Below are 17,802 nucleotides of genomic sequence, written 5' to 3'. Positions count from 1 at the left end.
CATCCACACCCTGATTCTCGGGGAGGATCTGACCGGGTTCGCAGCCTACGAGTGACGCGGTAGCGGGGCGAGTTCGGTGCGAACGCGGGCAGCGACCGGGTTCGCAGCCTACGAGTGACGCGGTAGCGGGGCGAGTTCGGTGCGAACGCGGGCAGCGACCGGGTTCGCAGCCTACGAGTGACGCGGTAGCGGGGCGAGTTCGGTGCGAACGCGGGCAGCGACCGGGTTCGCAGCCTACGAGTGACGCGGTAGCGGGGCGAGTTCGGTGCGAACGCGGGCAGCGACCGGGTTCGTACCAGGTGACCGCGCCGCGGCCGCGGATCGACGGCGGTCCACGGACCCACTCCGACCTGGTCGCCGGGACCGGTCACCTGCGAGTACGTGACAGGAAGAAGGCGTTAGCGGAGGGTCCAAATCGATTATGCGAATCGGCGGTGTAGCCCCGTGCGGTGGTTGTGATGGGTGAACAACACTCATAGCAAGCGAGCCTCGTGGACCGTCTGACGGGGACGAAGCTCGGAACGGGCGCGGGGTTGATGACGCTCGCCGGACTGGCCTTCGTCGGCTACGGGGTCGTGTTCTTCTTCCGGACGTTCTTCGGGTCGGGGTTCGAACTCGGGGTCGACACGCTCGGTGGTGTCACGGCGGGCGAACTGGCGGCCGCGAATCCGGCGATCGCCAGCTACATCGACCACCTCCACGTGGCCGTTTCGGGCCTCCTGATCGCCGCCGGCATCGGCGTCGCGGCACTCGCCTGGTACGGCGTCCGGAGCGGTCAGGTCTGGGCCTGGGCGACGGCGATCGTGATGCCGGTCGTGGCACTGGGTTTTGCGCTCCCGATGCACTACTTCGATCTGTTCGCGCACGACTGGGTGTCTCACCTCGGGCCGCTCTACCTCGCGACCGGCGTCTTCCTCGTCGGGGTCGTTCTCTCCGGGCTCGGCCTGCGGGCTCGGCGACCGAATGCCCAACCGCGCTCGTAGGGGAATTTGTCGGTCTCCGACGGGTAACACGGCCTTCCGGTCGTCGCCGAGGCACCGAGGGGCGCCAGCGATCCACCCGTCAGTCGAACCGGCCGGTCTCCGCGCCACACTCGGCACAGATCGTCAGAATAGCGTCGCGGTCGTCGGTGAGTTCGAGATCCTGTTCAGTCTGCCCATCACAGTCGGCACAGTGGCGGAGCATCTCTGTCTCGCCCATGTCCTGTGGCGCGCCCATGGCGAGCGCGACCACGCGCTCGTCGCCGTCGTTGGTCCCGAGTTGCCACTCGCCGGGGGCGAAGCGGACGGCCTCGCCCGCGGTCGCGGTGATTTCGCCGTCGTCCGTGTCGAAGGTGACGGTGCCCTCGGCGATGTAGAACACTTCTTCCTGGTCGCTGTGGCGGTGGTAGCCGAAGCCGAAGCTGTCGCCGGGTGCCAGTTCGTAGTAGTTCAGCGCCATGTCGGTCGTGCCGAGGGCGTCGCCGACTTTGCGCTTGGTTTCGGCCGGCCCCATCCGGTCGTCGAGGTCGTCGACGATTGCTCTGTCCATACGCGGGCTTCTCGGGGCAGGATCAAAAGTCTACGGAGCGTCGTCGGCCGGACGAACGGGCCGGAGGGCAGCGAGGTTGGTGGTCGGACTACCGGACGCTCTACTCGTGACCGTCGATGTCGAGTTCTTCTTCGAGGTTGGCGAGGGCGTCGCTGTCCGCGAGCGATTCCATCTGTTCGCGGAAGTGCGTCTCACACACGCCCACCTTGACGCCGTCTTTCTCGACCGCGATGTCCGCGTCGCGGTCGCAGTAGTGACACCGCATACTACCGTCTAGAACGGCCGCGGCTTTGAACCCTGCGAACTCGTCAGCCGGTCGTCTGACGGTCAGAGTGCGGCGAGCAATCGCTCGGTCGCCGCCCGGTCCAGCCCGGCTCGACCCAACTGCTCGTCGTGGGCGTCGCTCCCGCCGGTCGCGAACAGGTCGTGGGCCTCGATAGCCCGGTCGACCGGCGTCGGATCGGCGTCGTGGGCGTAGGGGTAGTGGCGCTCGACGGCGTCGAGATCGGCCGTCAGGTCGAGCGCAGCGTCGGGGTCCTCGTACCGGAGCGGGTGGGCCAGCCCGACCACGCCGCAGGCCTCGGTCAGAACCTCACGGCCGTGCTCGAAGGTCGGGATGTCCCTGGCGACGTAGCAGGGGCAGTCGTCGCCGATGAGGTGGTCGAACGCGTCCTGGTAGTCGTAGTCGGCGGGACTCTCCTCGACGGCGCGGGCGATGTGCGGGCGGCCCAGTCCCGGCCGCGGTTCCACGCCGAGTGCCACACCGAGTCGGTCCTCGACGCACTCGACGATGGCGCGGCCCCGCGCGGCGCGGTCACGCTGGATCGCTTCGACCAGTTCCGTGAGCGCGGGCGTCGGGTCGACGCCGTAGCCCAGCAGGTCGACCCGCAGGTCTCCCGCGTCGACCCGGAGTTCGATCCCGTGAACCACGGTGATCCCCTCTCGCTCGGTGACGGGCGCGTCGAGTGCGGGCTGCATCCGGTCGTGATCGGTCAGCGCCACGACTTCGACACCAGCCGAGCGGGCCGCCTCCGGCACCGCCTCGAGGGTCAGCGTCCCGTCCGAGCGCGTCGTGTGGACGTGTAAATCCGCGACGACCATGCCGGCGCTGAGTCCCCCGACCGCATCCCGCTTGTGGTCGTGGTCCTTAATGCCACTAGAAGACTCGATAGAGAACGTTTATGAACGACCCTGAAGGATTTGTGCATATGCGACTACTGAGTGGGCTGGACGACCGGATCGGTGCACACGCGTACCCGGCGACAACAGAGGAAGTCATCGAGGAGTACGGGGACATCGAGCTCGAACTGCCCAACGGCGACGAACAGCTGGGGGACGTGCTGGGGCGACTCGAAACGGAGACCTTCGAGACGGCCGAGGACCTGCGGCTGGCGACGCTGTCGGCCGTCAGCAGCAACGCCATCGGGCGGAAGGGATACAGCGACCGCGACCCGTCCTGTCTCGGCGAGGACGGCCACGACCAGGTCTCGTTCTGACACGTCGGGCGTCGTCGACGGCCGCTCTCGACGGTTCGTGAGTCGTCAGTCTCCGTAGCGTCCGAAGAGTCAAACGCCCCTTTGAGTCAACGATACAACCGTTATTTCGGCTACGGGAGTCGTCGGTATGGAACGGACCCGACTCCTCGGGGCGAGTCTCGCGGTCGTCGTCCTCGGCGCCGTCGTAATCGCCGGGGTGCTGGCGCTCGGCGGTGACACCACGCGCCCGCCGGCGGACGCGGTGAACGACAGCGACGACGCGAAGATAGTACAGTTCGAGAGTGAAGCGGCGGTCGCGGCGTACGTCCAGCGCGGCCAGCGGCTCGCGGCGGTGGAGGCACCGTTCCGGGCGCGACGCGTCCAGTTCACGGCCCAGCCGACTCCTGTCCGGGGAGAGCCAACCGTCGACCAGCCCATGCCGGCACGGACCGACGCCGCCGAGAGCGGTGCCGCCTCGGGCAGCGCTGGCGGCGAAAGCGCGCCCGAACGCGTCTCGCACACGAACGTTCAGGTGGCCGGCCTCCAGGAGCCGGACATACTGAAGACCGGCGGACGGCACGTCTACTACGCGCCACAGCCCCGGCGGTTCGAGCCGTGGGAGGAGTCGCGGCGACCGGCGCCTGGCGGTGCCGGGACGCACGTCCTCTCGGCGGATCGGCCCGGGGCACCCGAGGAGATCGGGTCGATCGACGCGAGCGGTCGACTGCTGCAGGTCAACGATACGCTCGTGGCGATCGCGGACGACACGGTGCGGGCCTACGACGTGAGCGATCCAGCCGAACCGACGCAGGTCTGGACCCGTCCGGTCGCGGACGAGGTCGTCACTGCGCGCGAACGCGACGGGCGGCTCTACCTCGTCACGCGATCGTCGGTGTCGGTCGACGATCCCTGTCCAGTGGAACCGCTGGGCAGCGAGGCGGCCATCGCCTGTGACGACATCTATCGCCCGACGCGACAGGTACCGGTCGACGCCACCTACTCGGCGCTCGCGCTCGACGCCGAGAGCGGCGCGGTCGGTGACGCGATCGGCTTCGTCGGCACGCAGGACAACACGGCGGTCTACATGTCCAACCAGTCGCTGTACGTGACCTACACCGAGCGCAGCGAGCGCGGGGCGCTCCGCGTCGACTTCCTCCTGGAGCGACAGTCCGGCCGACTCCCGGCGTGGGCGGTCGACCGGCTCGAAGAGATCGAGAGCTACAACATCTCCGCCACCTCGAAAGAGCGGGAGGCCAACCGCATCCTCGAACAGTACCTCGCCGCCCTCGACCGATCGGAGCGCGAGCGTGTGGCGAGCGAGATCCGCGACGACTACCGGTCGTACCTCGCGGACCACCAGCGCGACCTGCTCACGACGGGCATCGTCGAGGTCGGCGTCGGCGACGCCGACCTCACCGTCGAGACCGTCGGGACGGTGCCGGGTCGACCGCTGAACCAGTTCGCCCTCTCGGAACACGAGGGAACGCTCCGCATCACGACGACGGTGCCGGCCGCTGGCAGCGCGCAGTCGGCCAACGACCTCTACACGCTGGACGCCGACAGTCTGGAGCGACTCGGTGCCGCGAAAGGCATGGGCCTGAACGAGGAGGTGTTCGCCGTCCGGTACGTCGGTGACACCGCCTACGTCGTCACCTTCCGGCGGATCGACCCCTTCCACGTCGTCGACGTGTCGGACCCCAGCGATCCGGACGAGGTCGGCCAGCTGGAACTCCCGGGCTTCTCCTCGTATCTCCACCCGATCGACGAGAACCACGTCCTCGGCATCGGCCAGGAGGACGGCCAGGTCAAGGCCGTGCTGTTCGACGTGTCCGACCCCTCGGACCCGACCATCGACGACGACCAGCTGTTCGGCGCGGGCTGGTCGGCCGTCTCGGACACGCACCACGCGTTCCTGCTCGACCGCCGCCACGAGGTCTTCTTCCTGCCGACCGGACAGGGCGGCAAGGTCGTCGGCTACAGCGACGGCGAGCTCTCGCTGGAGACGACGGTCGACACCGACGGCGCGGCGCTGCGCGCGATGTACGTCGACGACTACATGTACGTCTTCGGCCGCGACGAACTGGTCGTGGTCGACCAAGAACGCTGGAACCGGACGCGAACCGTCGACCTCAACGGCTCGTAGCCGGCCCGAAGAGCCCGATCTCGCCGTTCGTGTCACTACTTCTATTATTGACCGTTACATTCATAGGCAGCTACCGCCTATCGTGGGTGTGAGTAACAATGTCTATGGGAGCCTACGACGAGGAAGAGCACGAGCGCCGTGAGCGGAAAAACAGCGAGGTAGACGCTGACTTCGACGACGAGCGGACGAACTACCACGGCAAGGTCGAGTACGACAGCGGCGAGTCCGCGGAGGACCTGCTCGACCAGTTCAAGGAGATGAACTCGGAGTAGCTGTTTCTGTCCGGACCCGTAAGAGGAGTATCGACGCGCCAGTCACGACGGTGACGGCGACGACGTGCCCGATGACGGCCGTCCGGAGGATGGGAGACGAGGCGAGAAACGGAACCAGCACCAGCTGGAGGATGCCAAAGCCCATGGTCTCTAGGTCGGCCCGCTGGAGCGCCTGGGCCGTTCCCGGGTCGAACCGGTAGCGCACCGAGCGCCACAGCCCCACGACGCTGGCCCACCAGCCGGTCCCGATGCGGTAACAGACGTCCCACAGCACCAGCAGGACCAGGTAGACCACGAGGATCGGCGGATCGGGGCCGAACAGCGTGGTCAACAGTGGCGTCCCGGAGCGTGGGTCGTACACGAACAGGTGCGTGATCAGCGCCACGTAGGCCAGCACCGAGAGGACGACCTCGACGCTGGACCCGAACAGCAGGCGGCGATAGCTCTCGGGGACGGCTTCACCGCGGACGAACCGGCTGATCCGGAGCATCTCGACGCTGCCGGCGCTCGCGACGACGACCGCGACGGTGCCCGCGGCGGCCGCCACCCAGAGGTCGTAGATCGCCGCCAGCACGAGGACTGCGACCTCGAAGACGAGAAACTGGATGACGACGGCCGCGCGCGTCGAGACGTCGATGCCCGGTAGTGCTCCGACGATGCTCTCGTACGTCCAGGTCTCCCCGTATTCGACGTCCATCAGCGCTCCCCCGCGGCGATCGACTTCGGTTCGGGGGTGGCGGCACCGTCGCCGACCGCCCGCCGCACCGCCGTCTCGAACGGTGTCAACTCGATGGGCAGGTACTGCCGGATGCTGTCGTCCTGCACGACGACGGCGTTTTTGAGCCCCAGAATCAACGGGTGGGCGACGGAGCGGGGCACGTCGGTAACGAGGGTCACCCAGTACGCCGAGAGTTTCGGCGTCAGCACTGGCACCGGAACGATCACGGGTCGCCGACCGGTGACGATCTCGGCCGTCCGGGCCATCACCTCCTTGTAGCTCATGACCGCCGGGCCACCGATCTCGACCGTCCGCCCGGCGAGTTCGGGCACGTCGAGGACCTCGACCAGATACGTCACCACGTCGTCGATGGCGATGGGTTGGCAGGGCGTGTCGACCCACTGCGGCGTGACCATCACCGGCAGGCGAACCGCCAACTGCCGGACCATCTCGAAACTGGCGCTCCCGTCGCCGACGATGATCGCCGCCCGCAGACTCGTCAGCGCGAAGTCCGCGTCCGCGAGGATGTGTTCGACTTCCCGCCGTGACTGGAGGTGTTCGGAGAGCCGGTCGCGTTCCTCGCCCAGTCCGCCGAGGTAGAGTACCCGTTCGACGCCGGCGTCGTCGGCCGCCGCGACGAAGTTCGTCGCCGCTCGCCGGTCCCGTTCGGCGTAGTCCGGCCCCGCCCGCATCGAGTGGACCAGGTAGTACGCCGCCTCGGCTCCCCCGAGCGCTTCGTCGAAACTCCCGGGTTCGAGCAGGTTCCCCTCGAAGACCGACAGCCCCTCGGGCTCGTCGTAGGCCTCACGATCCCGGACGAGCACCGACACGTCGTGGTCGGCCCACAGGAGCGAAGGCACGAGGTGGCCGCCGACGAAGCCCGTCACACCGGTCACCAGCACACGCATATCCCACTACCAGGGGTCGGGCGGTCTTAATGGGTCCGCCGAACTCGGCCACCCCTCACCGCTCGCTGGGCGCTTCCCGCCGCCCGGTCACGCTGTCGGCGTCGAGCCGGAAAAAGCGGAACTGTACCTCCTCCGGATCGCGCTCGAAGACGTCGACGAGGGGAATGTCGACACGCTGGAGCCCCTCGGCGGCCGCCGAGCCGATCTCCGGTTCCGTGATCTCTTCGAGCCGCCCCGTCACGACGACGCTGTGCCACTGCCCGCCCCGCTCGCCGTAGGTGACGAACGAGACCGGCGGCTCGTCCTCGACCAGTTCGGCCTTCCGCCCGTCGCCGACGAATCCCAGTCGGAAGTAGACGGTCCCGTCGGTCGCGTCGTAGCCGTACGACACCGGCACCGAGTAGGGCGCCCCCGTCTCGACCGCGAACGACAGCACACCGGTGCCACCGGTCCCCAGGAACTCGTCTCGAGCGTCACCCGCCAGTTCGACCGTGCGAATTGCACTCATGTATCGTCGGTCCACGTGACACCGCAAAAAGCCACCCCGACCCCCCAGATCGGCGACGTATCTACGACTCGCGGAGGTCAGTGACGTTGCTCATCGCCTCGTCCAGCGGTTCCTCGCCGCCGAGCCCCCGCGAGAGCGTCGCCGCGACGGCCTCCCGCGCCTCCGGAATCGGCTCGTGGGTCTCGACGTAGGCCGCCAGCGCGAACGCCTGTTCGCTCGCCCCCGCCAGTTCCATCGCCTCCGTCCGCGAGAGCCTCGCGTCCAACCAGTCACGGACGACCTCGCGACCGGTCGGCCCGAGCGGGGACACCTGCTCGCCGAGCAGGTGCAGCGTCTTCGCGGCCGTCGTCGGCGCCACCTCGGCGACGCTGGCCGCCGTATCGATGGAACGGCCCTCGGCGTACACCTCGACGACGGTCGCCGCCACGGACGGCTCACAGGGGAGTGTGTCGGCGTGATCGGCCAGGCGCTCTGGGAGGTCCGCGTCGGTCTCGTCGACGGTCGCCACGCCGCGGTCCCGCTGCTCCGTGGTCACCTCCACCCCCGCGGCGATGTCCGACAACCCCATAGGCGGTGGTTCTGCCATCTCCCCAATAAACGTTCGTGAAAATGAACGAGCGAGCCCCGTGACGCCGCCGCCTCCCGCCGCCGGCCCGACCAGAGCGTACCGGTTACCGGTACGTTCGTCCGGCCGGTCTCGGGCGGTTCCGGGCCGTTCGGACGTTCTTTAAATAGTGGTCGCGGGCCAACCTTCGACTGTAAGATGGCTACGTCAACGCAGTCCTGTCCGGAGTGTGACGGTCGACTCCGCGAGGGCGAGAGCGAAACGGTGTGTGGCGAATGTGGGCTCGTCGTCGCGGAGGAAACCATCGATCACGGGCCCGAGTGGCGGAGTTTCGCGGACGACGAGACCGAAAAAGAGCGGACCGGCGCGCCGCTGACGCGCTCGCGCCACGACCGTGGTCTCACCACGGAGATCGGCCGGTCGACTCGTCTCAAGGGGCGCAAGCGCCGTCGGTTCGCGCGGTTGCGCCGCCAGCACAACCGGTCCCGCATCAAGTCCAAGGCCGAGCGCAACCGCGTGTACGCCTTCGGCGAGATCCGCCGGCTCGTCAGCGCGCTCGACCTGACCGACCACGTCCGCGATCAGTCCTGCATCCTCTTCGAGTCCGCCCAGAGCGAAGACCTGCTCCGTGGCCGCTCCATCGAGGGATTCACTGCGGCCGTCGTCTACGCGACCTGCCGGACCACCTCGGTCTCGCGGACGCTCGACGAAGTGGTCGAGGCCGCCCGCGCCTCCGAATCCGAACTCACCGCGGCTTACGACGCACTCAATCGCGACCTCGGCCTCCCGACCGGCCCCATCGACCCCGCGGAGTACCTGCCCCGTTTCGCCAGCAGACTCGATCTCCCACAGGCCGTCGAACGCCGGGCCGACACGCTCGTCGACGCCGCCCGGGAGCGCGGGCTGATCTCGGGCCGTGACCCCTCGGGTGTCGCCGCCGGCTGTCTCTATCTCGCCGCGAGAGAACTCGAGTGTGACCTCACGCAGGCCCAGGCAGCCGAGACTGCAGGGGTCACGCCGGTGACGTTGCGGTCGACCTATCAGGACCTGCAGGAGTGACGGATCCGGTCGCAGGGACCCCGGTTACCCCTCGTCGCGCTCCGACCAGTCGTCGAGCGAGCGCTGGGCCGAGTCGGTCGGCGTGTCCCGCGACGTGGAGCCGAACTGCTCGAAGGAGACTTCGTACTCCCGGGGCAGACCGGAGACGTCGACGCGGGCGTAGATCACCGGCGTCTCGCGGGCGGCGTACTCGATCAGTTCCCGCTGGGATCGTTCGAGCGATCCACCCCCGGTCTCGATCTCACAGCGGTACCGCGCCACCGTCCGTCCGGCGATTTCGACCGACAGGGCACAGTCGGGTTGCCAACGCCCAGGCGTCCCGGGTTTCGTCACTGGCGGCGGGGACTCGTCCACGTCGATCGACAGCGACCGTTCCGGGTCGAGTTCCAGATCGTGGCGCACGTACAGCGCCAGCGGGCGGGTCGTCCCGTCGCCCGCCGTGAGCAGGGCTTCGCCCAGCGCGCGGTACTGGCTCGCGTCGACGCCGAACTGCCACCCGTCGTCGGGCGCGGCCGCCGGGATCGTCGCCCTGGTACGACTGCCGCCGACGAGATACGCGTCGGCGTCGGTGTCGTCCTGCGGTGCGACCGCCTGGATCCGGACCGAACTCTCCCCCTGTCGCGTCAGCTCGGCCGCCTGGGCGCGGGCGTCCCCCTCGCCGGCGTACGATAGCCACTCGCCCGCGGTGGCGACCAGCTCCGCGACCGCGGAGTTCCGGTCGATAGCAGAGGGCTTCACCTCGACCCGGAACTCGTCACCAGCCATGCCTGTGGCCGACACGGCCGTCCCGAATTAACCTCCCGGATTCGTCGCCGACCGAAGTGTCGTCCGTACCCCCTCGGCCAGTGCCTCGATACGCGCCGCTGCGGTGCTCTCCGGTGCGACTGCGAGGACCGACCGCCCCCGGTCCTGCGCGTCGGCCAGCGCCACCGATTCCGGGACCGTCGTCACCGGCGCGCCGAGTTCCCGGGCGAGCGCGTCGGCCGTCTCCTGATCGGTGGCCCGGTTCAGCACGATCCGGGCCAACCCGGCGTCCAGTTCCCGCGCGAGCGCCCGGGCCCGAACTGCGTCGGCGACCGCCGACTCGGCCGGCGTCGTCACCAGCACGCAGGCCTCGGCAGCGCAGAGCCCCAGTCCCACGTCCCCGCCAAGTCCCGCGGGACAGTCGACGACCACTCGCCCGTACTCGGCCGCGACCGACTCGACGGCCGCGACCAGCCGGGTCGGCTCGGTTGCCCGCGCGCCCGCCAGCGAGCGCCCGCACGGGAGGATGGCGACGGGTGTTCTCTCCCGGACTGCTTCGACCGGGTCTGCCCGCCCGGCGAGGACGTCGTGGAGGTCGGGGCCGCGAGCGGCCGGCAGGTCCGCCATCCCCAGATCCGCGTCGACGACCACGGCGTCCAGCGCCGCCGCCAGGTTGTACGCCACCGTCGACTTCCCGACGCCGCCCTTCCCGCCGGTGACCGCCAGGATCATCGGACCCGGTCCAGCCGCTCGACCGGCACCGTCGCCGCCTCGGCCCGCTCGGCCAGGTCCGACGCCCGGGTCGCTAGTCGCGACAGCCGCTCGGCGTCCCGGGAGAGCTGTGCCTCCAGGTCGCGAGCGCCGGCGATCCCACCGATATTCCGGAGTGCCTCGGTTGCCTCCGGGAGCCGCGTCGCCGTCGAGAGCCGTTCGGCGGTCTCGATGCGAACCGCGACGGCGTCCAGCGCCGCTCCGCCCGGCGCGTCCTCGGGTTTCGCGTCAGCCGTGTCGCGAGCCACTTTGGCCCCGTCGCCACCGTCGAGCTCCTCCGCGACCGGCGATAGCCCGGTGTCGCCGGACTCGCGCGGGTTCGGTTCGGCATCCCGGGACTCCGGCGATGTCCCACTGGCGGGCGTCGGCACCGCGTCCCGCGGCGGCCGGGGCGCACCGAGCGCCCGGACGACGCCGTCGGCCGTCGACTCGACGGTCGGGACTGCCACTCGCGGCTCGACGCCGCCGTCGTCGGGGTCGACTGGTTCTGTCTCCGCCACTGCCAGCGGCGGATCGGTCGGCGGTGCCGGACTCGCGAAACCCAGGGGCCGAACCTCCTCGGCCGCCAGGACGCACTCGAGCCCGTCCTCGTCCCACCCCTCGGCGGGCACGCCCTGACGACGCGGCGGATAGAGCGGGCCGTCGAGGCGACTCGTCAGTCGGACGCGGCGGGCGTCGCCGGAATTCTCGACGCGACCGGTCACGAGCGTCACGCCGTTCTCGCGCGACGCGGTGCAGGAGAGCGTCACCATGGGACGGACTGGTCCCGGCCTGGCACATAAACTACAGCCGAAGGACCGCGGCGTCCAGCCAATCGGCCGCCGTCGTCGGGTCGGCGAAGTGATCACAGGAGAGGACGACCGGCGCGCACAGGTCGGCGACCCGGGCCGCCGCCAGCGCCGCCGTCACGTCACCAGCCTCGAACGGGTCGGCCGGGGTCGCCCACGGCGCGGCCGCGACCGCGTCCCGGTACTCCTCGGCGATGGCGTCCGCGAGAGCTTCACGGGCCGCCCGCCGGAGGTTCGCCAGTCTGTCTTCCAGTTCCATCCGTCGCTCGCGGGCGTCCCGTGCCGCCCGGGCAGTCTCGGTCGCCGCGTCGTGGCGCTCGCGGGCGGCGATCAGTTCTGTCTGGGCCTCCGTGAGGTCCCGCATGGCCGCCGCCAGTTCGGCTTCCGCCTCGTCGGCCTCGGCGTCGCGCTCGCGGAGTGCCTGCACCCGCCCGCGCAACTCCGCCACCCGCTCGTCGAGGCGCTCGACGTCGTCCGCCCGGTCGGCCACGTCTGCCCGCGCCGGTCGCGTCGACGCCGCTGGGACCGTCACGTCGGCCAGTTCCGACTCGACTTCGGCGATCCGGTCGTCCTGTGGCACCGTGTGGCCCCGAGAACGCGCCGCCGCGGCGAGTACCCCCCGAATCGAGACGGACAGTGCCGGATGCACGTCACCGACCCGCTCGTGTGCGGGACCCGGCTCGGGACACTCGACGGTGACGCCCGCGGCGTCCCCCCGGATGGCCGCGACGACCTCGGTCCGCGACAGGTCCAAGTGGCGGGCGTCGACGACGCGGCCCGAGCGAACCGTCTCTCCGTCGTCGACCCTCATAGCTCGCGGTCTTTCATCGCCGCCGGCTCGGGATGGTCGTCGCCGGTCGCGAACTTCGCGTACGGCGTGCTGGCGTGTTCCCGGTCGGCGTAGGCCCGTGCGGCTTCGCGGACCTCGTCGGGGACCGTCTCGAACTCGTTGAGCGGTTCCGTCCGCTCGACCTGGACGTCGACACCGTACTCCGCCCGGAGCCGGACGGCGAGAAAGGCGCCGAACTCGGTCTCCTCGAACAGCGCCGCGCGGCCGAACCGGCGCACGACTGTCTCCTCGTGGGCCTCACACGCGTTCCGGAGCGTCTGCCGGGCCGCCCGGGAGTAGGTGACCACCAACAGCACAGACGAATCGCCAGCCCAACACGTCAAAAAAGTATCTGAATCGGCCGATGGGTTACCCGACGAGCTCGCGGGTCCGGACGCTAGCGGTTCCGTCCTCGTCGAGTCGCACTTCGGCGTCGAACAGCGAGAGGAGTGTGTCGACGGTCTGCTGATCGTGCGCGTTCGGGTCGATGTGGAAGTGCGACGTGGCACCGACCGAGTACAGCTGGCCGGTCAGCGCGTGGAGGAACTCGTAGGCAGTCTCCAGATCGACGTACTGCAACAGAGCGGTCAGCGAGTCGAAACAGACCGCGATCTGCTCGTCTCGTCCCGAGATGAACTCCCCGACCTTGATGCCGATGCCGGTGAGGTCGCTGGCGTTCGAGATCGTCTGGACGGCCTGCGGGTCGATGTCGGTGTTGCCACCGCCGACCGTCTCGCCGACGACGATCACGCCGAAGTCTGCCGGGTCCGTGTCGTGAGCCGACCGCCAGCGGTCGAGGCAGGCCGCTGCCGGCTTGGTGAACGACACCCACAGGACGCTCACCTCACCGGGCGCGTCCTGTGTGAGCAGGTCGACGCAGGTCCCGTCGGCCCCACTACTCATCGATGGCGCGCCGAACATGACCGTCGTGGCATCTCCGATTCGCTCGTTGATGTCTGACATCTCGGCTGTCACCGGCGCTCTATCACCCTATTTGCGAGACCCTGCTAAAATCCTTCGGGTGTTGTCTACTCGCGTGGCCGTCCGGCCTCGACGTCGGCAACGCGGTCGATACCGACCGTCCCGTCGGAGATCCCATCGAACAGCGACTGGACGCGCTCACGGGCGTCCCGCTCACCGGTCGCCATCACGACCGCGCCCGCTACGCGCTCGGGACTGCTGACCCGATAGGCCGCCAACTCGCCCTCGAACTCCGTCGCGTACGTCCGGAGAATGCCGCGGACGTCCTGCTCCAGCCCTTCCAGGTCCGTCTCACCGTCCTCGAACGACTCGAGGGCGTCTTCGAGGTTCCGTAGCGCCGAGATCCGGTCCATCTTAGGTCGTCCTGAGGTGGTCGTTGCGGGGCTCGTACACTTCGCCTTTCTGTTTGAGCTTGTCGATCTCGTGTTCGGCCTTCGACCGCTCCATCCCGGCTTCCTCGGCGCGTTCGAGCACCCGCTCGACCGGCGCACCCTCGTCGTACTCGTCCTCGATGTCGGCGATCAGCGTCTTCAGGTTCTTGATCCGGTCGCGCTGGCTCTTGGAGGTCCCCGTCTCGATCACGTCCGCGTCGAGTTCGCCCGTCTCCGGGTCCATCCCGATGTCCTCCAGGGTGCGCTGGACGATCTCGATCACCCGCTGGGCGTCGTGGACCTCGACCGTATCGGACAGGCGGATTCGGGCACTGGCCTCCGCCAGTCGCACCAGCGCCTCCAGTTTCCGGGCCGTCACCGGCACCGGCGCGTCCTCGTCGGTCCCCTGGGAGCGCAGGTCGACGTAGAACTCCCGGATCTCGGCTTTGGCCTCCTCCGTCATCGTCGGGAAGACGTTTCGCTTTGCGTAGGCCACGTACTTCCGAAGCAGTTCCGCGTCGATCTCCGGGGCGACCTCGTCGGTGACCCGCGACACTTCCTCCTCGGTGTAGTCCGAGGCACTCGTCTCCCGCCGATGGGTGTTCAACTCCCCCGCGTAGTTGGTCGTCAGGATGTGTTCCGCGAGGTTCCGGTCTTCCTCCTCGTCGGGCTTGTCCGTCACCGTAAAGATCAGGTCGAAGCGTGAGATGAGCGCGGGTTCGAGGTCGATCTGCTCGGCGATCGGCTCGTACTGGTCGAAGCGACCGTACTTCGGGTTGGCCGCACCGAGAAGTGAGCAGCGACTTTTCAGTGTGGCGTTAATTCCTGCCTTGCTGACACTAATGCTCTGCTGTTCGAGGGCTTCGTGCATAGCGGACCTGTCCTCTGAGTTGTGGACCACCATGCCATTGGCAACAAAGTTATGTGTCCCTTCAACAGTCAGGTCGTGCACTTTCGGTTCTCGATTGGTTTCTATGGTGTCGAGCAATTCGGTCGCTTCGTCGCGGGTTTGGGCGATTCGATCCTCGACAGTCTGGCGAACGTCATCGATACGATCCGTTTCAACGACCCCGTTGAACCAGCGAGAGATCGTCGATCCGGCGACACCGAGATCGCGTCCAATATCCTGATACGAAATTCCGTACGTGTCGAGTGCGGAATTCAGATCGTCCCACGTCTCGGTTGCCGGCTCGGCGGACAATAGCTGACGAGCGCGCTGTTCAGCTGTATCGGTGCCACAACCCAGTAGATTTGCGAGTTGCTGTTTCTGCAGACTGATCCGGTCCTCGTTAGCGTTCGTAGACGAAACTGTCTCGGTCGTCTGGACTTTTCGCCACTTCACGTCGCCGTAAACCAGGGATTGCAGTCCGCTCAAATCAGTCTCTGCGACGACAGTGACAAACTCCGAGAGGCGCTCGCGCACACATTCCCGAAGTGCCTCATTGCTCCCCCACAGTCGCGACACTTGCTGCTGGCTATATCGTGTTCCGTCTGCGATCTGCTGTTGGGAGACGTGGTACCGTTCTCGCAGCTCCGTTAGCTGCGACCAGTCGGCGTTTTCGATGCGGTGCCTGTCGGTCTGTGCCTGCTGCTTGCGCTCTCTGAACGATTCCAGAACCGACCGGGCCGCACGGAGGGAGATGTTGGCATCGCCGTTCTCGAAGTTGCAATAGGTCGAATCGACGAGACCACACTCCGACTGGTGGAGGCGGAGCGATTCTCGTATCTTCCCGAGCAGATCACCGATATCCGGGACCACATCGAGAATCGTCTGGTCCCCCGAAACGGTCTCGACCACCTCGTCAAGAGACCGTTGTTTCCTGTCGAGCGTGAAGCCGACGTACTGATCGTACGCGGCGAGCGACTCGGCGTCAGTGATCGCCAGCACGTAGAGGTCCCGGCGCCCGCCCCGTTCGCGTGTCTGAATCTGGCTGGAAATTCCGAACTCCATGAGGAGATGTTTCGTCCCCATGAGGAGTTCGTAACTGGCCGAGTAGATCTTCACGTTCCTGTCGTCGACCGTTCCCTCGCTATCGGCGAGCGCGCGGATGAATGCAGCTTTCGCAGGCCTCCCGGCCGTGGAAACGCCTTCGGGAAGACGTTTCCCCTCATACGTTTCGAGATTCATACCGGCGTCGAGTACCGCATCGGCGTACTCTTTTCCGGGCACTCGAACCGTCTCGACGCCGTCATCACGCTGCTCACTTACCGGTCGAACCGACTGCGTGTCGAAGGCGTCGCGACAGACTCGTTCGAAGTCTACCAGCAGTTCCTCTTCGGCGTTGGTAAACCGAATTCCGTAGACACCCTCATCCCGATTATAGTAGAGGTTTCCATCGCCGGAAAGGTAACCGAGAACGGCAGCAAGTGGCGGGGAAACTTGAGACTTCGTATCCATTGATGGGTCTGCAGCCGTCGCGACACCACCATCTGTCGTCGTTTCGGATAGCTGGCGTGGGACGTAGACCCAATCGTTCGGTTCGATGTCTCCCGCTGGCTTCTCGACTCGCGCCCCGTCCTCGAAGACGAAGAACGGATGATCCTCGGTCGCAGTCAGTCGCTCTCCGCTCTGGAGCGTCACTCGCGTCAGTTCTTCGGGCGCATCGTACTCGTGAATCGCCGTCACCGGTCGGCGGACCAATTGCCCGTCGTCGGTCATCGTCCACGCGTCGAGATCGGGATCTCTGATCGTTCGCCCGTTCGAGAGTTCCTCTATCTGACCGTCTTCGGACGCTTCGCTCGCCAGTTCGCCGATACGACAAATGCGCCCGTCACCGAGGTGAACCAGCGTGTCGCCGGTCACACAGCGCATCTTGTCGAGTTCGTCCACCGCCGCAATGCCCTGATCGGCGAGTACGAGTGCGCCAGCCTCCAGTGTCCACTGCTGACCGTCACCAAAGTCGTCGCGGACAGCCGCCGCCGTCAGACCTGCTGAGGACGACCCCTTACCTGACGTGTAAACGGAACGTGGCGCGATCTCTCGGATATATTGCAACATCTGACTCTTCCCCGTCCCGGGGTCCCCTATAAGTAGCATGTGTAGGTCGCCCCGAATCCGCGATTCGTCGGGGAGGTGCTTCGTGACGCCGGAAAAGAGCTGAAGGATCATCGCCAGTTTGGCCTGGCGGTAGCCGTAGATCGAGGGGGCGATGGAGTCGACCATCTGCTCGTAGATGTCGTCTTCCTCCGAGAGGGCGACGATCTCCTTCTTGTCCTCGTCGGTGATGTCCATGTCCTCGAACTGCTCGTCCTCGATCTCGACGGCCGAGCCGTCCATGTACACGTCGAACATGGGCGACTTCTCCTGCTGGTTGGTCCGCTGATCGAGGTTGAGTTCGCCGCTGACCCGGACGTGGTCGCCGGCGGTCACCCGGCCGGTGATGTCGTCTTCGATGTTCACGTCGATGCTCTGGGGCGTCTCGCCGCCCCGGAGCCCTTCGGGGCTCTCCTGGACGCGGAGTTTCTGGGCGTCGACGAACTCGGACTGGTCGTAGTTGATGCGGAACGGCCCCTGGCGTTCACAGCCCTGGCACTCGTGGGGTTCCTGGAAGTCGCCGGCGGACTGTGGGATGCGGGTGAGCGTGCCACAGCGCTGGCACTCGAAAGCGGCGTTCGTCACCTTCGGGCGCACGTCTGTGGCCTTGCGGACGATGCCGGTGACGGCGATGAGTTTCCCGCGGTGGTCGGCACGGATGTCCCGAATACCCGTCGTCTCGGGCAGGTTCGTGACGCGGACGTGTGCACCCCCGAGTTTCACGTCGACGGGCAGGTCGTACAGCCGCAGTGCCTCCTCGGCGTAGTCCTGTATCTGACCGGGCTTGTTGCGAAAGTCGTCGGCCAGATCCGGATCGAACCGGTAGAGGTCTTCCCAGTCGACGTACAGCGACTTCTGGTCGTTGGGGTACTTCTGGGCGAGTTCGCCGATCTCGTTGCGGTAGTAGTTGCGGTAGAACTCCTCGAAGAGATCGATGATTTCCGTGTCCTCCGCGCGCGCCATCTGTCGTCACCGGGTTGTGCCCACTCGCCTAAGAAGGTTCGCAACGCGGGGTGGAGGTGAACGCCGCCCGGACCGCCGGATCACCGGTCTGCCGCGGCCTGTGCGGCCGAATCGGTCGGATAGGTAGAGTTAACACGACGACC

The 17,802-nt window shown here is 67.4% G+C and carries 20 protein-coding genes; 5 read left to right on the top strand and 15 right to left on the bottom strand.

The window, feature by feature from the left end; genetic code table 11:
- The first annotated feature begins 491 nt into the window (after nucleotides 1-491).
- The gene (locus tag EAF64_RS08670; RefSeq protein ID WP_129068570.1) at nucleotides 492-983 is read left to right on the top strand and encodes a hypothetical protein; all 492 of its coding nucleotides are present in this window, start codon (nucleotides 492-494) and stop codon (nucleotides 981-983) included.
- Nucleotides 984-1,062: 79 nt separating this feature from the next.
- Here EAF64_RS08670 and EAF64_RS08665 read toward each other — a convergent pair whose 3' ends face one another.
- The 3 genes from EAF64_RS08665 to EAF64_RS08660 form a co-directional block, all read right to left on the bottom strand.
- The gene (locus EAF64_RS08665; protein WP_129068569.1) at nucleotides 1,063-1,530 is read right to left on the bottom strand and encodes a cupin domain-containing protein; all 468 of its coding nucleotides are present in this window, start codon (nucleotides 1,528-1,530) and stop codon (nucleotides 1,063-1,065) included.
- Between the two features lie 100 nt (nucleotides 1,531-1,630).
- The gene (locus EAF64_RS20920) at nucleotides 1,631-1,795 is read right to left on the bottom strand and encodes a DUF6757 family protein (RefSeq protein WP_175452767.1); all 165 of its coding nucleotides are present in this window, start codon (nucleotides 1,793-1,795) and stop codon (nucleotides 1,631-1,633) included.
- A 62-nt stretch (nucleotides 1,796-1,857) separates the two neighbouring features.
- On the bottom strand, nucleotides 1,858-2,631 hold the full coding sequence (locus EAF64_RS08660) for a PHP domain-containing protein (protein WP_129068568.1): 774 nt from the start codon (nucleotides 2,629-2,631) through the stop codon (nucleotides 1,858-1,860).
- Nucleotides 2,632-2,738: 107 nt separating this feature from the next.
- Between EAF64_RS08660 and EAF64_RS08655 the strand changes: the two genes are divergently transcribed.
- From EAF64_RS08655 to EAF64_RS20915, 3 genes are all read left to right on the top strand, one after another.
- Nucleotides 2,739-3,026 (top strand): DUF5789 family protein, encoded by a 288-nt coding sequence (locus EAF64_RS08655; protein WP_129068567.1) that lies wholly within the window; start codon nucleotides 2,739-2,741, stop codon nucleotides 3,024-3,026.
- Nucleotides 3,027-3,153: 127 nt separating this feature from the next.
- Nucleotides 3,154-5,148: a beta-propeller domain-containing protein gene (locus EAF64_RS08650; RefSeq protein WP_129068566.1), complete on the top strand. Its 1,995-nt coding sequence runs from the start codon at nucleotides 3,154-3,156 to the stop codon at nucleotides 5,146-5,148.
- Between the two features lie 98 nt (nucleotides 5,149-5,246).
- Entirely contained in the window at nucleotides 5,247-5,420 is a 174-nt protein-coding gene (locus tag EAF64_RS20915) for a DUF5786 family protein (protein WP_172824889.1), read from the top strand.
- Here EAF64_RS20915 and EAF64_RS08645 read toward each other — a convergent pair.
- The 4 genes from EAF64_RS08645 to EAF64_RS08630 all read right to left on the bottom strand — a co-directional run bounded on the left by EAF64_RS08645 (nucleotide 5,398) and on the right by EAF64_RS08630 (nucleotide 8,122).
- Entirely contained in the window at nucleotides 5,398-6,117 is a 720-nt protein-coding gene (locus EAF64_RS08645; protein WP_129068565.1) for a DUF7530 family protein, read from the bottom strand. The genes EAF64_RS20915 and EAF64_RS08645 overlap by 23 nt on opposite strands.
- Nucleotides 6,117-7,046: an NAD(P)H-binding protein gene (locus tag EAF64_RS08640; protein WP_129068564.1), complete on the bottom strand. Its 930-nt coding sequence runs from the start codon at nucleotides 7,044-7,046 to the stop codon at nucleotides 6,117-6,119. Before EAF64_RS08640 ends, EAF64_RS08645 begins: the two co-directional genes overlap by 1 nt.
- A gap of 55 nt (nucleotides 7,047-7,101) precedes the next feature.
- A complete protein-coding gene (locus EAF64_RS08635) occupies nucleotides 7,102-7,554 on the bottom strand; it encodes a pyridoxamine 5'-phosphate oxidase family protein (protein ID WP_129068563.1) in 453 nt (150 codons plus the stop codon).
- A gap of 61 nt (nucleotides 7,555-7,615) precedes the next feature.
- Nucleotides 7,616-8,122, bottom strand: a complete 507-nt coding sequence (locus tag EAF64_RS08630; RefSeq protein WP_129068562.1) for a DUF7858 family protein — start codon at nucleotides 8,120-8,122, stop codon at nucleotides 7,616-7,618.
- 195 nt (nucleotides 8,123-8,317) lie between these two features.
- On the opposite strand from EAF64_RS08630, the gene EAF64_RS08625 reads away from it, so the two are divergent.
- A complete protein-coding gene (locus tag EAF64_RS08625) occupies nucleotides 8,318-9,178 on the top strand; it encodes a transcription initiation factor IIB (protein WP_129068561.1) in 861 nt (286 codons plus the stop codon).
- A gap of 24 nt (nucleotides 9,179-9,202) precedes the next feature.
- Here the strand turns inward: EAF64_RS08625 and EAF64_RS08620 are convergent, their stop codons facing one another.
- The 8 genes from EAF64_RS08620 to EAF64_RS08585 form a co-directional block, all read right to left on the bottom strand.
- Nucleotides 9,203-9,943 (bottom strand): hypothetical protein, encoded by a 741-nt coding sequence (locus EAF64_RS08620; RefSeq protein ID WP_129068560.1) that lies wholly within the window; start codon nucleotides 9,941-9,943, stop codon nucleotides 9,203-9,205.
- Nucleotides 9,944-9,970: 27 nt separating this feature from the next.
- A complete protein-coding gene (locus EAF64_RS08615) occupies nucleotides 9,971-10,654 on the bottom strand; it encodes a MinD/ParA family ATP-binding protein (RefSeq protein WP_129068559.1) in 684 nt (227 codons plus the stop codon).
- Complete coding sequence (locus tag EAF64_RS08610; RefSeq protein ID WP_129068558.1) at nucleotides 10,651-11,445, bottom strand: DUF7857 domain-containing protein; 795 nt, start codon at nucleotides 11,443-11,445, stop codon at nucleotides 10,651-10,653. Before EAF64_RS08610 ends, EAF64_RS08615 begins: the two co-directional genes overlap by 4 nt.
- 31 nt (nucleotides 11,446-11,476) lie before the next feature.
- Nucleotides 11,477-12,292 (bottom strand): DUF7856 family protein, encoded by an 816-nt coding sequence (locus EAF64_RS08605; RefSeq protein ID WP_129068557.1) that lies wholly within the window; start codon nucleotides 12,290-12,292, stop codon nucleotides 11,477-11,479.
- Nucleotides 12,289-12,627, bottom strand: a complete 339-nt coding sequence (locus EAF64_RS08600; RefSeq protein WP_129068556.1) for a DUF7855 family protein — start codon at nucleotides 12,625-12,627, stop codon at nucleotides 12,289-12,291. The genes EAF64_RS08605 and EAF64_RS08600 overlap by 4 nt, the downstream gene beginning before the upstream one ends.
- A gap of 52 nt (nucleotides 12,628-12,679) precedes the next feature.
- On the bottom strand, nucleotides 12,680-13,273 hold the full coding sequence (locus EAF64_RS08595) for a DUF7504 family protein (RefSeq protein ID WP_129068555.1): 594 nt from the start codon (nucleotides 13,271-13,273) through the stop codon (nucleotides 12,680-12,682).
- A gap of 65 nt (nucleotides 13,274-13,338) precedes the next feature.
- Nucleotides 13,339-13,644, bottom strand: coding sequence for a DUF7854 family protein (locus EAF64_RS08590; RefSeq protein ID WP_129068554.1), 306 nt, complete (start codon nucleotides 13,642-13,644; stop codon nucleotides 13,339-13,341).
- Nucleotide 13,645: 1 nt separating this feature from the next.
- Nucleotides 13,646-17,659 carry an LAGLIDADG family homing endonuclease gene (locus EAF64_RS08585; RefSeq protein ID WP_129068553.1) on the bottom strand — a complete coding sequence of 1,338 codons (4,014 nt, stop codon included), beginning with the start codon at nucleotides 17,657-17,659 and terminating at the stop codon, nucleotides 13,646-13,648.
- Nucleotides 17,660-17,802 lie beyond the last annotated feature (143 nt).

The organism is Halorientalis pallida, from assembly GCF_004118325.1.
GTDB lineage: Archaea > Halobacteriota > Halobacteria > Halobacteriales > Haloarculaceae > Halorientalis > Halorientalis pallida.
The sequence above is the reverse complement of the archived record's forward strand: the minus strand, read 5'-3'. Positions and strand labels throughout refer to the sequence as shown.

Coding starts and splice junctions, on each gene's coding strand:
- EAF64_RS08665 (WP_129068569.1), bottom strand. CDS start 1,530: ATGGACAGAGCAATCGTCGACGACCTCGACGACCGGATGGGGCCGGCC.
- EAF64_RS20920 (WP_175452767.1), bottom strand. CDS start 1,795: ATGCGGTGTCACTACTGCGACCGCGACGCGGACATCGCGGTCGAGAAA.
- EAF64_RS08660 (WP_129068568.1), bottom strand. CDS start 2,631: ATGGTCGTCGCGGATTTACACGTCCACACGACGCGCTCGGACGGGACG.
- EAF64_RS08655 (WP_129068567.1), top strand. CDS start 2,739: ATGCGACTACTGAGTGGGCTGGACGACCGGATCGGTGCACACGCGTAC.
- EAF64_RS08650 (WP_129068566.1), top strand. CDS start 3,154: ATGGAACGGACCCGACTCCTCGGGGCGAGTCTCGCGGTCGTCGTCCTC.
- EAF64_RS20915 (WP_172824889.1), top strand. CDS start 5,247: ATGTCTATGGGAGCCTACGACGAGGAAGAGCACGAGCGCCGTGAGCGG.
- EAF64_RS08645 (WP_129068565.1), bottom strand. CDS start 6,117: ATGGACGTCGAATACGGGGAGACCTGGACGTACGAGAGCATCGTCGGA.
- EAF64_RS08640 (WP_129068564.1), bottom strand. CDS start 7,046: ATGCGTGTGCTGGTGACCGGTGTGACGGGCTTCGTCGGCGGCCACCTC.
- EAF64_RS08635 (WP_129068563.1), bottom strand. CDS start 7,554: ATGAGTGCAATTCGCACGGTCGAACTGGCGGGTGACGCTCGAGACGAG.
- EAF64_RS08630 (WP_129068562.1), bottom strand. CDS start 8,122: ATGGGGTTGTCGGACATCGCCGCGGGGGTGGAGGTGACCACGGAGCAG.
- EAF64_RS08625 (WP_129068561.1), top strand. CDS start 8,318: ATGGCTACGTCAACGCAGTCCTGTCCGGAGTGTGACGGTCGACTCCGC.
- EAF64_RS08620 (WP_129068560.1), bottom strand. CDS start 9,943: ATGGCTGGTGACGAGTTCCGGGTCGAGGTGAAGCCCTCTGCTATCGAC.
- EAF64_RS08615 (WP_129068559.1), bottom strand. CDS start 10,654: ATGATCCTGGCGGTCACCGGCGGGAAGGGCGGCGTCGGGAAGTCGACG.
- EAF64_RS08610 (WP_129068558.1), bottom strand. CDS start 11,445: ATGGTGACGCTCTCCTGCACCGCGTCGCGCGAGAACGGCGTGACGCTC.
- EAF64_RS08605 (WP_129068557.1), bottom strand. CDS start 12,292: ATGAGGGTCGACGACGGAGAGACGGTTCGCTCGGGCCGCGTCGTCGAC.
- EAF64_RS08595 (WP_129068555.1), bottom strand. CDS start 13,273: ATGTCAGACATCAACGAGCGAATCGGAGATGCCACGACGGTCATGTTC.
- EAF64_RS08590 (WP_129068554.1), bottom strand. CDS start 13,644: ATGGACCGGATCTCGGCGCTACGGAACCTCGAAGACGCCCTCGAGTCG.
- EAF64_RS08585 (WP_129068553.1), bottom strand. CDS start 17,659: ATGGCGCGCGCGGAGGACACGGAAATCATCGATCTCTTCGAGGAGTTC.